The sequence below is a fragment of the Budvicia aquatica DSM 5075 = ATCC 35567 genome (genome assembly GCF_000427805.1).
In the GTDB taxonomy this organism is placed as follows: Bacteria; Pseudomonadota; Gammaproteobacteria; order Enterobacterales; family Enterobacteriaceae; genus Budvicia; species Budvicia aquatica.
This window is the reverse complement of sequence record NZ_ATYS01000009.1, coordinates 168,796-181,752: the sequence shown is the minus strand read 5'-3', so window position 1 is coordinate 181,752 and position 12,957 is coordinate 168,796. Positions and strand designations below refer to the sequence as shown.

11 protein-coding genes are annotated in these 12,957 nt (G+C 47.3%); 4 read left to right on the top strand and 7 right to left on the bottom strand.

The genetic code is table 11. The features are described 5' to 3' along the window. The first annotated feature begins 372 nt into the window (after positions 1-372). The 3 genes from YWE_RS26755 to YWE_RS0105975 all read left to right on the top strand — a co-directional run bounded on the left by YWE_RS26755 (position 373) and on the right by YWE_RS0105975 (position 3,752). Positions 373-2,082, top strand: a complete 1,710-nt coding sequence (locus YWE_RS26755) for an AMP-binding protein (protein ID WP_051323222.1) — start codon at positions 373-375, stop codon at positions 2,080-2,082. Position 2,083: 1 nt separating this feature from the next. After that, positions 2,084-2,323 (top strand): acyl carrier protein, encoded by a 240-nt coding sequence (locus tag YWE_RS0105980; RefSeq protein ID WP_029093702.1) that lies wholly within the window; start codon positions 2,084-2,086, stop codon positions 2,321-2,323. Positions 2,324-2,495: 172 nt separating this feature from the next. Continuing rightward, positions 2,496-3,752 carry a cytochrome P450 gene (locus YWE_RS0105975; protein ID WP_029093701.1) on the top strand — a complete coding sequence of 419 codons (1,257 nt, stop codon included), beginning with the start codon at positions 2,496-2,498 and terminating at the stop codon, positions 3,750-3,752. A 290-nt stretch (positions 3,753-4,042) separates the two neighbouring features. Here the strand turns inward: YWE_RS0105975 and YWE_RS26750 are convergent, their stop codons facing one another. From YWE_RS26750 to YWE_RS0105950, 5 genes are all read right to left on the bottom strand, one after another. Beyond that, positions 4,043-4,639, bottom strand: coding sequence for an ABC-type transport auxiliary lipoprotein family protein (locus YWE_RS26750; protein WP_407641202.1), 597 nt, complete (start codon positions 4,637-4,639; stop codon positions 4,043-4,045). Positions 4,640-4,695: 56 nt separating this feature from the next. Further along, positions 4,696-5,637, bottom strand: a complete 942-nt coding sequence (locus YWE_RS0105965; RefSeq protein ID WP_029093700.1) for an MlaD family protein — start codon at positions 5,635-5,637, stop codon at positions 4,696-4,698. Between the two features lies 1 nt (position 5,638). Continuing rightward, the gene (locus tag YWE_RS0105960; protein WP_029093699.1) at positions 5,639-6,439 is read right to left on the bottom strand and encodes an ABC transporter ATP-binding protein; all 801 of its coding nucleotides are present in this window, start codon (positions 6,437-6,439) and stop codon (positions 5,639-5,641) included. Beyond that, on the bottom strand, positions 6,433-7,578 hold the full coding sequence (locus tag YWE_RS0105955) for an MlaE family ABC transporter permease (RefSeq protein ID WP_029093698.1): 1,146 nt from the start codon (positions 7,576-7,578) through the stop codon (positions 6,433-6,435). Before YWE_RS0105955 ends, YWE_RS0105960 begins: the two co-directional genes overlap by 7 nt. Positions 7,579-7,824: 246 nt before the next feature. Further along, positions 7,825-9,144 (bottom strand): DKNYY domain-containing protein, encoded by a 1,320-nt coding sequence (locus YWE_RS0105950; RefSeq protein ID WP_029093697.1) that lies wholly within the window; start codon positions 9,142-9,144, stop codon positions 7,825-7,827. Positions 9,145-9,349: 205 nt separating this feature from the next. Here YWE_RS0105950 and YWE_RS0105945 point away from each other — a divergent pair, with 205 nt between their 5' ends. Then, positions 9,350-9,661, top strand: coding sequence for a hypothetical protein (locus tag YWE_RS0105945; protein ID WP_029093696.1), 312 nt, complete (start codon positions 9,350-9,352; stop codon positions 9,659-9,661). Between the two features lie 197 nt (positions 9,662-9,858). On the opposite strand, the gene YWE_RS0105940 is transcribed toward YWE_RS0105945, so the two are convergent. Together YWE_RS0105940 and YWE_RS0105935 are read right to left on the bottom strand one after the other, a co-directional pair. Further along, entirely contained in the window at positions 9,859-11,349 is a 1,491-nt protein-coding gene (locus tag YWE_RS0105940; RefSeq protein WP_029093695.1) for a UxaA family hydrolase, read from the bottom strand. Between the two features lie 10 nt (positions 11,350-11,359). After that, positions 11,360-12,808, bottom strand: a complete 1,449-nt coding sequence (locus YWE_RS0105935) for a tagaturonate reductase (protein WP_029093694.1) — start codon at positions 12,806-12,808, stop codon at positions 11,360-11,362. Positions 12,809-12,957: the final 149 nt, after the last annotated feature.

Below are 12,957 nucleotides of genomic sequence, written 5' to 3'. Positions count from 1 at the left end.
TTTGATAATCATCGCAATTTCTTCCTCGGTATTTTTGATAAAACCAATAACGCGTTAATTGGCTTTTATACCATCGATATCAATCTGAACCACAAGGTCGGTCATATCACTACCGGCATTGGCGAAAAAAATTACTCAGGTAAAGCCGTGCTCTGGGCAACTATCGATGCCCTGCTTGACCATTTCTACCTGTATCGTGATTTACACAAGATGTCCGCCCGTATTTTAGCGAAGAATAGACGCATGCTATTTTGCTTTGTTAAAAACCCCCGCTTTAAGCTAGAGGGCGTATTAAAAGAAGAGTGTCTCGCGCCAACCGGNGAACGTGTAGATATCCTTATTTTTGCATCACTACGGTCAAAATAATCCAATATGTCGACACTTACAGCAACACCTACACTCAACGGCACCCCTTTACGCCACGGTGATTTTGCCACTACCACCGAGGCCCTTGCCTATGCCGCACAGGGAGAGGCTGGATTTAACTTCTATAACGTATTCGGCCAATTGACTGACGTATTGAGTTATCGGCAGCTACAGTCCCGGGCGATGTTGACCGCACGTCATCTTAAGCGCCAGGGCTTTGCTCGTTCAGACCGGGTGGTGATGGTTGCAGAAACCACGCCCGAGTTTATGATTCTATTCTTTGCCTGCCAGTATATAGGATTAGTACCTTGCCCTACCGCCTTTTCGGTAAATCTGGGCGGCATGCCCGCCTATATCGATAAGCTCAGTCAACTGATGCAATCATCTCAGGCGGTTGCTATTGTTGCGCCGGAAAAAGTAGCCGATTACCTGCGCCAGCCGGTTACGGCGATAGGCAAAAAATTACTGACCTTTGAATCAATCATTCAACACCCCACACAGTCAGAGAATTCAGTCTCTGTTGCAGAATTAATGCCGCTGACGGCCGATGAACCGGCCTATATTCAGTTCTCGTCAGGTTCAACCACCAGCCCGAAAGGCGTTGAAATTACCCAGCGCAGCCTGTTGGCTAATATCAGCGTGGTTCTTCGCGTAGCAATGAAGCTTCGGGCTGAAGATCGCTCATTTAATTGGCTGCCTTTTCACCACAACATGGGGTTGATAGGCTTCTTTCTTGCCTCAGTTTATGGTCAGCGTTCCGTTGATTGCCTGAGCGCTGAGAACTTTGTTCAGAACCCGTTAGTCTGGCTGGAATTGATGTCAGCCAATAAAACCGCCATTACCTTCTCGCCGGTATTCGGCTATCAGATGGCAATGAAAAAATATGCCGAGAGCGAAAACAAACCCGCTTTAGACTTGTCCTCACTGCGCGTTGCCGGTATCGGTGGCGATATGATCAGCGTCGGTATGCTAAACAGCTTCTCAGCCTGTTTTGCCAATTCCGGTTTTCGCTATCAGGCCTTTTTACCCAGCTATGGTCTGACAGAAACCACCTTGGCCGTTTCAGCCGCCGACGTTGATAGCCAGCCTTTTACCGATAAATTAGCCGATGACCCGGCGCAAAAAGAGATGGTCTCCTGCGGCAAACCCCTGCCCGGCTTTGAGGTTAAAATTATTGACGCTCGAACCGGTCAACGATTACCGGAGCATCAGGTGGGCCAAATTTGGGTCAAAGGCCCGAGCGTAATAACCCGCTATATCGATTCACAGCACCAGATTATCACTGATGATAGCGGCTTTATTTACACTGGCGATCTCGGCTATCTTTATCAACAGCAACTGTTTATCAGCGGTCGGGAAAAAGAGGTCATTATTATCCGGGGCCGCAATATTTGGGCTCAGGATATAGAATGGCTGGTACTTCAGGCGCTACCTCATATTGGCGGCAATAACGTAGCGGCGATTGGGGTAGCTAATGGACAGGAAGAAAAACTAACGGTTCTGGTGCATCTTTCAGATAAGCAGCAGGATATTTCAAGTTTATCAGCCATTATTAAACAAGAGATTAATCGGGCTACCGGGATTAACGCACAGGTCGTTTTTATTATTGATAAATTACCACTAACGGCATCAGGCAAACTGGCCAGAACTCAGGCCAAAGAGCGTTACCTGAGTCAATCCCTTAATGTTATCGGTCATTCAGAGGAACATCAATAAGATGGATTATCTATTAAAAGCCAAACAAATATTAGCCGGTTGTCTGTCTGTTCCTGTCGACAGTATTAGCGACGATGGTCAGCTTGAACAACTCAGCCCCACGATTGATAGCGTAGTATTTGCCAATATCATGATGGAAGTTGAAAACTTTGTGCAAAAAGAGATCGATGTAACCGAATGGCTGGAGCTCGGTTCGGTAAAAGATCTGGCAGGAATTCTGGAAAAAAATCACCGCCAGTAGATACCGGTAGATTTATGTCATCGCGGGACTCGTTCTTCTCTCTTTAGGGAGGCGAGTTCTATATCCATTAACGTCCGATAACAACAGGGTAACTTACCCGCTTTCAGGCTCTGTCATACCCCGACCTGATACAAACATACGACAGATAATAACGATAAAATAAAGAGGCCGTATGAACTATGCAAGTACCGATATCTGTAATGTTTTATATGCGTTAGCCAAGAGTCATAATGGTAAAAACGTTTGGTTGACGCTAAATGAAGTACCGACCTTAGTGATACAAACCAAGCATGATGCCGATTATGTTCTGCGTCGAAATTATGTCAATTATGAAAAGAATATGGCCTGGTTCAGGCAAGCGCTCGGATCTTCACGTTTTTTCGAAAACGGCCAACTGTGGAAAAATCATAAAAAGTTAACCCAGCCCTATTTAAATAACTTCAGTGATATCGATATCATTAAGCTGACCAAACGCCACGGGCAACATGCGTTACATCAGCTTGTCCGTGACTCTTATACCGGCAAAATCACCCTCGATGACAAAGTTTTTCGCAAAATGGCGATGTCGGTATTAATCGAAAACTTCTTTTCCGTCTGTTTAGATTCTACAGATATCAATATAGATAATATCGCCCAATTGATGGAGTACAGCTCAGAGCTGTCCTTTGTACCTGCGGGAAAGCTTAATATCAGCTACCGCCGAAAGTTGGTTCAATTACGGGCACTACGGCGTCAGGTCACTGAGGAGCTAAAATTATTCAGGCATCCCTCGGTTATCAATCCGATGATAGAACGTATTCTCAAGGCAGAATCAGAGCCAGACAGTCAGGTTGTTTTAGAAGATGAGTTAATGACTTTCTTAGCCGCCGGTTCTGAATCAACGGCCGCCGCCATTGGCTGGGCCTGCTATCTACTCGCTCAATACCCTGAACAGCAGGAACGTCTTTATCAGGAAGCGGTCGCCAATCCCGATCCTATGACCTGGGAGGCGCTGAGTAATATGCCGCAATTAATGACGTTTATTTCTGAAGCATTACGTTTATACCCGCCAATCCCGATGATTATTCGCCAGTCGTTAGCAAAAGATAACATCGGTATCGACCTGATTGAAGAACGGCAAAATATTGTTATTTCATTTATTGGCATTATGCATGACGCCTCCGTCTACCCGAATCCTTGGTCATTGAACATTCCGCCCGATCGTTACTCTCCGTTTAATGATAAGAATAGTGGAATCAATATGGCCTTTAGTCAGGGGCCCAGGCTGTGCGGGGGAAAAGACTTTGCATTAGTCGAACTGGCTGGCTTTATCTCTACATTTGTTCGCTATGGTCTATTTAGCCCAACGTCTCAATTACCGCCCCGCTTTTACTGGAAGTCTCAAATGGTACAGCAAGGCGGACATCCGGTTCAGGTCACGCTGCGGTAAGGTTAATTACAATAGAGAGTTTCCCTCCAACTGAAGAGAAACTCATACTTACTATTGATACCAATACCAGTTGGCTATTGCTCAAAATGCCCCACAGTTGGCTGAAAGTCTGGCTGACTTTATGACTTCCGATAAGGGACAAGGCTATTTTATCGCCCATGGATTTAAACCAATTTAGGCCCCTTTCGCCTGAGCTATTATTATTGTCTGGTTTATTTAGTTTGGCGGAAAATTTATAGAGGCAGCGAGCAAGCCTGACCAGAATATTCCGGTCAGGCTTTTGCAAAAACTTAATTTAAATCAGACTGTTTGATCTCCGCACGACCGCCCTGTTCCAGCGTCCATGCCAAGACCTGAGCGGATAACTGGTCACTGGCTAAACCAAAGGACTGTACCACTTCACTCATCGATTTGCCGGTAATTGGCTGACGAATTTCAAAGTTCCGACTGGCAAGAATGCTTCGACTGGATGTCTGTACCAGGCGGGCATCAAAACGGATTAAGACTTCACTTTCACCATTGCGGTATAACCCTTGGAACGCGGTAAGATCGCCACCCAGCTCAAAATTGGCACTCAGGCTATCATCATCACTGCTAACGGCGGCGACGCGTCCATCTGAGCGGAATTGTTGAATCAGACGATTACGCACCAGCGTGGGTAATGAATCCCCCCAACGGGCTCCGCGATAGACCTGAATTTCTTCACCCTGAGTCTGTACGGCAATGCGCGAACTATTCAGAAACTGACTGCTATTCGGCGTGACGACCCGTAAAGACCAGTCCACCTGTTGCCCGGCAGCACGCGGGGTCTGTTCCGGTAAGAGATACACTTGCAGTGCCGGAGCCTCAGGCAAAATAGTACAACCTGCCAGCGACATCAATAGCATTGCAATGCTCAGCCTGATGATTTGGCGGGCATTAAAGAACACTCGACTGATATAGGTCATGGTGGGGTAAACTCCTGTGGTCTTTCACGGCCGCGTAACAGCGCCGCTGGGTTCTCTTCCAGACGATTAATTGCACTGCGTAATGAGAACAGTGTCCTGCGTAGCTCTTCTAATGCCGGGCCAATTTCGTTCACGCTTTGTAATCCGCTGTTAAGCGAACCTTTATTTTCACTGACAAGCTGGTTGAGCGTGGTAGTGGTTTTTTCTAAAGAAGCCATGGCTTTCGCAGCATTAGCCACTAATTGTTTACCCTGTCCGTCAAGCAGGTTATTCGCATTGCGCATCAAATGATTAGTTTGTGCCAACGTATCATTGACCTGCTTACTGGCCTGCGTAAGCTCTTTGATCATACTACTGATATTGCCACGCTCATCCGCAACGGTTTGGGTAATCTGCTGCAAATTATCCAGCGTATTACTTAATCGTTGCTGATTATCCGGTTCCAGAACCTTATTCAGGCTGGTCAGCAGTTCGTTAACATTAGACATAAAAACCTCACCATTGGCCATCAATTGGCTCAGTGGTGACGGCGTTGCAATTATCACCGGAATTTGGCCGTTCTTGCCTTCCAGTATCGGGCTGGATTGCGTTCCGCTACTAAACTGGATATTCGCAGTACCGGTGATTCCTGCCATTGCCAGCCGGGCCTGAGTATCTTCTCTGACGGGCGTAGAGGCCGAAACTCTAATTCGCGCCCATACTTTGCTGGGGTTCTGGTCGTCCAACCGTAGCTGCGTCACTTCCCCCACACGGATACCGCTGTATTGCACACTGCTCCCCTGCGATAGCCCACTGACGGCTTCACTGAATACCACATCATACTGTTTGAATTGCCGGTCTGACCCGGATTTAGTCAGCCACAGACTAAACAACAGAGCTGCGCTGATGACGAACAGCGTAAAAAAACCAATAATAACGTGGTGAGCGCGGGTTTCCATCTCATTGCCTCTCTTGTAGATTTGTTGCAGCCTGATAAGCGGCGCGACCTCGTGGCCCATGGAAATACTCTTGAATCCATGCATCATTGGTCGCCGCTACCGCATCTAAGGTATCAACAACCAGTACTTTCTTTTGCGACAGTACCGCAACCCGATCGCAGATAGTATAGAGCGTATCCAGATCGTGGGTGACCAGAAACACCGTCAACCCCAATGCATCTCTTAACGTTCGGATCAGGCTGTCAAAAGCCGCTGCCCCTATCGGGTCTAGCCCGGCAGTCGGTTCATCAAGAAACAGAATGTCCGGATCCAGCGCCAGAGACCGCGCCAACGCAGCTCGCTTCACCATACCACCGGATAACGATGCCGGATATTTACTGCCGGCATTAGCAGGCAAGCCCGCCAGTGCCAGTTTAACCTGAGCTAACTGTTCAGCCTCAGCCCGAGTCAGGCCTGCGTGCTCGATTAATGGCAATGCGACATTTTCGGTCACGGTCAATGAGCTGAAAAGCGCACCTTGTTGAAACAGTACGCCAAACCGACGTTCAACCGAAGAGCGCTGGTTGCCGGATAGCTGCATCAAATCCTCACCGAAAACATGAATTTTTCCGGCAGTTGGCCGACGCAGGCCGACAATGCTGCGCAACAACACTGATTTACCGGTACCCGATCCGCCAACCACGCCCAGAATCTCCCCCCGATAGACATCAAGGTTAAGATCTTCATGCACGCACTGTGAACCGAAACAGTTGCGCAGTTCCCGGATTTGGATGATAGCCTCAGTCGTCATGTGCTTTACCATCCCATCTCCATAAAAAATAGCGCGGCGACCGCATCCAACAGGATGACCACGAAAATAGAGTGAACAACGCTGGCGGTAGTGTGAGCACCGACAGATTCCGCGCTGCCGCTAACTTTAAATCCTTCCAAACAGCCAATAACGGCAATCAGGAAGGCAAATACCGGCGCTTTACTTAGCCCCACCAGAAAATGCGACAGGCCATTGCTGTTCTGCATCATAGATAAAAACATATTTGGTGAGATATCTAGCGCCAGGGCACACACCACCATTCCGCCTAAAATACCGGAAATCATGCCGATAAACGTCAGCATCGGTAGCGAAATCAATAAGGCCAGCACTCTGGGTAACACTAATAACTCCACCGGATTTAAGCCCAGTGCCTGAATAGCATCGATCTCTTCATTGGCTTTCATCAGGCCAATCTGAGCGGTAAAAGCACTTGCGGTACGCCCCGCCATCAGGATAGCCGTCAGCAATACGGCAAACTCACGTAAAAATGAAAAGACCACCAGATTGACGGTAAAGATACCGGCACCAAAAGTGGTCAATACCGTGGCCCCCAAAAAGGCAATCACCGCACCGACTAGAAAGGTGAGCAAAATTATAATCGGTACCGCGTTCAGACCAATCTGTTGAACGTTGGCAATCAGAGAGGTTACCCGCCAGCGAGACGGCCGGAACAGACTGCGGAATAATCCTTCAAGCGTCAGGCCGGTAAAGCCCAGCAGTGCTTTAGCATCCTGCCAGAAGTCATCAACCGACTGCCCCACCATAGCCAGCCACTCAACGATGCCGGACTGAGCTTTAGTTGGCGGTTGCTGCCCATAACCGGATAGCGCATTGGCCACGGTTTCCAGCAATACGCGCCGCTCTTCCGGCAGTTGCGGAGCTATAACTCGTAGATGACTGATTCGTTCAGCACCCAGTAACTGACTGAGCAGCGCAGCTCCGGCGGTATCAATAACGCCTAACTGACTGAGATCAAAATCTGCACCAGCCGGCAACTGCTCACACAGTTGAGTGACCTGTTTTTCCAGCACGCTGTAATGTGCCAGTACCCAATCACCACTGGCAGAGACTCGCATCGGATCAACGCTACTATCCGCAGATAGCCATTCAGTTGACTGTAATTCTGTCATTGAGCAGGTCTACTCCCTTTTCAGCACGATATTTGATTCTGACATGCTCGAGGGGATGACCCCACCCCGGCCGGTTATGTGATGTAATCACACCTGTACTATCCCCGTCACACTTCAAGCATAGGACAACCAACAGATTTTTACCTGCCTGCCATACGTTGTTTAAATCAAAATAGATTCAAAACCACCAAATATAAAGTCAGACCAAAATATACCACGATAAACCGGTTGTTTATGGTCTGAAATTCACTGGCTGTGATTGATTGGCTGAAATTCTCCACCGAAAAGATAAATTCCCTCTTGCGTGATTAAATCACTGTCGATTCGCTCAGGCTCTTTTAATCTGACGGCCTGAGCATTTTTAGTTTTGAATCGTTGAACCGGTCGATGGTGATAAGGATCATTAAACATATAAATATAGCGGTCATCATGGGAAAAATAATCATTTAATGGCACGAACTTTCCCTGTAAGTCAAAGATTTGTACACCATCACGATTGATAAAGTAGACATTCGACAGGCCCACCACGTAGGGCTCTGAAACCTGAGTGATTGATGAGTCCAGAGTAATGGTTGAGAGCGACAGCGGACTATGGCCGTCCAGCTTTCCCTTTAACACATAGAGCTGGCGACCGTCAGTCGCTACGCGAGAGTTAACAATAGAGAAGGATTCCGGGTCAACGCCGGGAATGTCAACTAACTGCCAGTGGAATGTCTTTGGCTCGACGGACTTGGTGTAATAAACCTTATCACGCGCCGGATAAAAACCCTGATAAACATACTCTTTCTGATCCGCTAACTTAGCGACTATTTCTTGCTCTGTTTTACCATAGCCATAGGTGTGTGAACCCCGGCTATCGCTATAATCAAGCACGATATCCGGCATCCAGCGTTTAATCTTAAAGCTGTCTGCATCACCGGGAATAGCAATGCCATTAACAAACAGGGTATCCCTGTTGCGGGCAATAATATTAAGCCCCTGCGAGCAATAAGATCCAATGACGTACTGTTGGGTTTTTAATACCTTATAGCCGTCAGCCACGCCAATAAACTTCCCTGCGTGGTAGAGATTATTGGCATCCATCAAAATATGCTCATCGACCGGCTTTAACGTTGATAAATCGACCCGTTTAGCCCCGGTATTGTCATCAGTACGTTTACCCTGATAATAGATACTCGATTTATCAACGGCAAAAGAAAAATTATTGAAGGGTTGTCTGAAGGTTTTCGCATCAATAGCCGGCAAATCGGGTGAGTTGGCCAACACCTGACCGTTATACAACACTTGCTTATTGTCGGTAAAATAATTGGCATCATTGAAATAACGGACGCCATCGACCCAGCTTTTAGGATCCTTATCTAATGGCAATACCCGATGAAACTTAGCCAAATTAACACCGGCTAACCGCTGCGCTATCGATACCGTTTTATCTTCACTCCATCGTTCATAGACCAATTGGCCATATTTAGCCGCGTAGCGGTATTCGTAAAATATCGGTGAACACGCCAGCGCGGCACCGGAAAAAAACCATAAACCAGCCAGACTGCCTAACGTTTTTAGTTCCATCTAATCCTCATCGGTCTGCGAGTTATCACCATGAATAATCTGTTTAACGACCTGATTTATCTCTGAGCCTGTTCGACATTAGCCTGACGGTAAATTGAAAATCCGCATAGGCCGTTGTCGTCAATTCGCGCCCGATATCACTATGCCATAGTATAACGATATAAAGATAAGCGTTTGTGAATGAATAAAAAAACCACGCGGTTGCGTGGCTGAGAAGGATAACCATCGTGTTCAACTGGCGTTGGAACACGACGCTAACGCGGCAAATTCTCGTTTCAAGATGGTCAATGCACGCTTAATATCGGCCCGATTAATGCCGCCAAAACCGAAAAGCATCAGCGCTAATTCATTCTCTTTCTGGTTCCACCTATGTGAACAGCGCTGCCAACAGCAGGACAACTTTGGATTCTATGCTTCATTATCATCGTTGCTACAGGCATTTATTCAACAAGATATCAGTCTGTTACAAGAATGGATTGGGTTAGCTGAGTCATCACAAAATAGCCCGGCGGTTTAATATTGATAGTGTTATCACGTCTGTTTGGTACTGAAATCCGTGCCGATTAAAAGACAAAACCCACGCTATTGCGTGGGTTTGATTAATAACAACGTCATTTAATGTCAGTGCAGGTTTGGTCGGTATATTCAACGGCAGAATAGTTGTGTTTTCTCGCGGTCCGGGGGACGGTTTTGCATCCATCCCTCGGATAATAGTTACAACGTCACACCACTTTTAAAAATAGCCAGCTCACGGAAGTCGTTAATCTCATTGCGAGCCTGTTGGCCATTGGCAATATTAACAATAAGATCGACGAACTCTTGCAGCAGAGTATCCATATCCGTGCCGTGAATAAGTTTACCGGCATCAAAATCAATCCAATGGGGCTTTTTAGCCGCGATCTCACTGTTGGTTGCCAGTTTGACCGTCGGAACAAAACCACCGTAAGGTGTACCCCGCCCGGTACTGAATAAAACCATATGACAGCCAGCGCCCGCTAAGGCGCTGGTTGCGACGGCATCATTGCCCGGTGCACTTAACAGGTTTAATCCCGGCGTTTTTAAGCGCTCACCGTATTTGAGCACATCCACTACCGCACTTTGCCCTGCCTTCTGTGTACAACCGAGGGATTTCTCTTCCAAGGTAGAAATACCGCCGGCTTTATTACCCGGCGACGGGTTTTCATAAATTGGCTGTTGATGGTCAATAAAATAGCGTTTGAAATCGTTAACCATGCTGACCGTTTTTTCAAACGTTGCCTGGTCGCGGCAATGGCTCATCAAAATCCGCTCCGCGCCAAACATTTCAGGTACTTCTGTTAGTACTGATGTTCCGCCGTTAGCAATAACATAGTCAGAGAAACGCCCCAACAGTGGATTAGCCGTAATACCTGACAGCCCGTCCGAACCGCCACATTCCAGGCCAAACTTCAACTCACTCAACTTACCGCGGGTACGGCGATCGTTACGCATAGCCTGATAAAGCGCTTGAAGTCGTTCAACACCGGCTTCAACCTCGTCATCCTGCTGCTGACAGATCATAAATCGGGTGCGTTGGTCATCGACTTCCCCCATGGTCTCACGGAAGGCATCAACCTGATTATTCTCACAGCCAAGTCCGATAACCAGTACCGCTCCGGCGTTGGGGTGACGTACCATATTTTGCAGCATTGTTCGGGTGTTTTCGTGGTCTTCTCCCAACTGAGAACAACCAAACGGGTGACTGAAAAGATGAACGCCATCAATATCTTCAGCCCCGTTATTTTCTTTCAAAAAACGCTGCTGGATTTGACGGGCAATGCCGTTAACGCATCCTACGGTTGGGATAATCCACAGTTCGTTACGAATACCGACTAAGCCGTTATTACGACGATAGAGCTGAACGTCACGATCCGGTATTTGTGGCATAAGCTCAATAGGCGTTGGCTGATACTGGTACTCATCAATCTCGTTGAGATTAGTTTTGATATTCTGTGAGTGAATAGATTCACCTTCAGCAATATCAACCAATGCATGGCCTATAGGTAGCCCGTATTTAACAATATTTTGCCCGCGGGCAATCGGATTCAAAGCAATCTTATGCCCGCGAGCTACCGGTTGCTGCAAAGTAATAAACCGATCGCCTAATTCCAGTTGCTGGCTTTGTTCCAAATCGCACAGGGCGACGGCAACGTTATCCAGAGGATGTATTTTAATAAAACTTTGCATCACAATACCTTTAACAATGAGCTGCCAGAGCTGCTCTCATACCACGATCAACGATAGCCTGAAGTTGTTCCGTTACATTCTCAGCTAACTGGGGAACCTGATTAAGATCTTCTCCCCAATGGGCGCTGTCCGATAGCACCTGTTCAACCAGTTTAGCAACGGATAGTTTGCCCTCAGCCACCTGTCCCCATAGGTTTTTAAAACGCTCTAACCAGTGAGCATCGTCCTGTAGCGGATAAGATTCACCATCGCGTTCGCCACGATAGAACGCCAGCAGAGCCGCTAGCGCAAATGTTAAGCGCGCAGGCACAGTGCCGTTCTTTTTCTGATTAGCCAGTAATTGCGGAAGGATACGGGTACGGAACTTAGTCATTCCATTAAGAGAGATCGACAGCAACTGATGCTGAATAAATGGATTGCGGAAACGACTCAGTACCGCCTGAGCAAAAGAGCGGAGTTCTTCAGCCGGTAAATCCAGCACCGGAACAATTTCTTGGGCAATGGTTAACTCAACGAAACGGCTCACTTGTTCATCAGCCATTGCTTCACCCACGGTATTAATACCGGCAACAAAAGCAACCGGTACCAGCGCGGTGTGAGCACCATTAAGAATGGCCACTTTTTGTTCTTTATAAGGCTTAATATCATCCACGATGCGGATATTTAGCGGATACTTATCTAAGCGTAGCTCTTGAGCCAGCCACTGTGGGCCCTGGATAACAAACAGGTAAAAGTATTCAGCGGTATCAAGAAAACTATCCTTATAACCGAGTTCAGACTCCAGCGTTGCCACTTCATCAGCCGGGTATCCGGTCACAATACGGTCAACTAAGGTTGAACAGAACGTATTATGCTGGGTTAACCATAAGGTAAATGCCTCGCCAAGCTGCCACTGTTGCGCATAACGCAGCACTAATTCCCGTAAGGCTTCCCCGTTATAATCAATCAGCTCACAGGGCAATAACACCCAGCCTTTATCCGCCGCACCGGCAAAGTGGCTAAAGCGCTCATACAGTAATCGGGTTAATTTGGCCGGGAAAGAGGATGGCGGAGTATCGCTAAACTTATCACTTTCGACGTAGGCAATCCCTGCTTCGGTGGTATTAGAAAACACCCAGCGCATATCAGGGTCGCGGGCCAGCGCTAAATAAGCGTCGAAATCCTGATAAACATTAATTTCGCGATTAACAGAGCGAATCAGGCGAGCATCTCGTACCGTCTCGCCCTGCTCATTTAACCCGCGGATGACCGTGGTATATAAACCGTCTTGTGTATTAAGCGATGGCGATTGACTATCGATCGGGCGCACAATAACCACCCCGGCATTAAGGTCAGTATGCTCATTCAGTAAATCCAACTGCCAGTCAACAAAGGCGCGCAGGAAATTACCCTCACCGAATTGAATAATTTTTTCTGGGTGGCTACGCCCCGGGAAGTTACTACGGTTTAACGTTAACATAAAAAATCACCTATCAACCTGAATAATGAAATGTAGTAATACCTGCGTATCGATAGCGAGGTATTCACTAGCTAAAATTTTATTGAATAACCGTCTTGATAAACCATTGCAGCCATAGTTGTTATGACGGCAATGGTGCCGTTATCCAT

Excerpts from the sequence above, each read along its gene's own strand:
- YWE_RS26755 (WP_051323222.1), top strand. The coding sequence starts at position 373 with ATGTCGACACTTACAGCAACACCTACACTCAACGGCACCCCTTTACGC.
- YWE_RS0105980 (WP_029093702.1), top strand. The coding sequence starts at position 2,084 with ATGGATTATCTATTAAAAGCCAAACAAATATTAGCCGGTTGTCTGTCT.
- YWE_RS0105975 (WP_029093701.1), top strand. The coding sequence starts at position 2,496 with ATGAACTATGCAAGTACCGATATCTGTAATGTTTTATATGCGTTAGCC.
- YWE_RS26750 (WP_407641202.1), bottom strand. The coding sequence starts at position 4,639 with ATGCTATTGATGTCGCTGGCAGGTTGTACTATTTTGCCTGAGGCTCCG.
- YWE_RS0105965 (WP_029093700.1), bottom strand. The coding sequence starts at position 5,637 with ATGGAAACCCGCGCTCACCACGTTATTATTGGTTTTTTTACGCTGTTC.
- YWE_RS0105960 (WP_029093699.1), bottom strand. The coding sequence starts at position 6,439 with ATGGTAAAGCACATGACGACTGAGGCTATCATCCAAATCCGGGAACTG.
- YWE_RS0105955 (WP_029093698.1), bottom strand. The coding sequence starts at position 7,578 with ATGACAGAATTACAGTCAACTGAATGGCTATCTGCGGATAGTAGCGTT.
- YWE_RS0105950 (WP_029093697.1), bottom strand. The coding sequence starts at position 9,144 with ATGGAACTAAAAACGTTAGGCAGTCTGGCTGGTTTATGGTTTTTTTCC.
- YWE_RS0105940 (WP_029093695.1), bottom strand. The coding sequence starts at position 11,349 with ATGCAAAGTTTTATTAAAATACATCCTCTGGATAACGTTGCCGTCGCC.
- YWE_RS0105935 (WP_029093694.1), bottom strand. The coding sequence starts at position 12,808 with ATGTTAACGTTAAACCGTAGTAACTTCCCGGGGCGTAGCCACCCAGAA.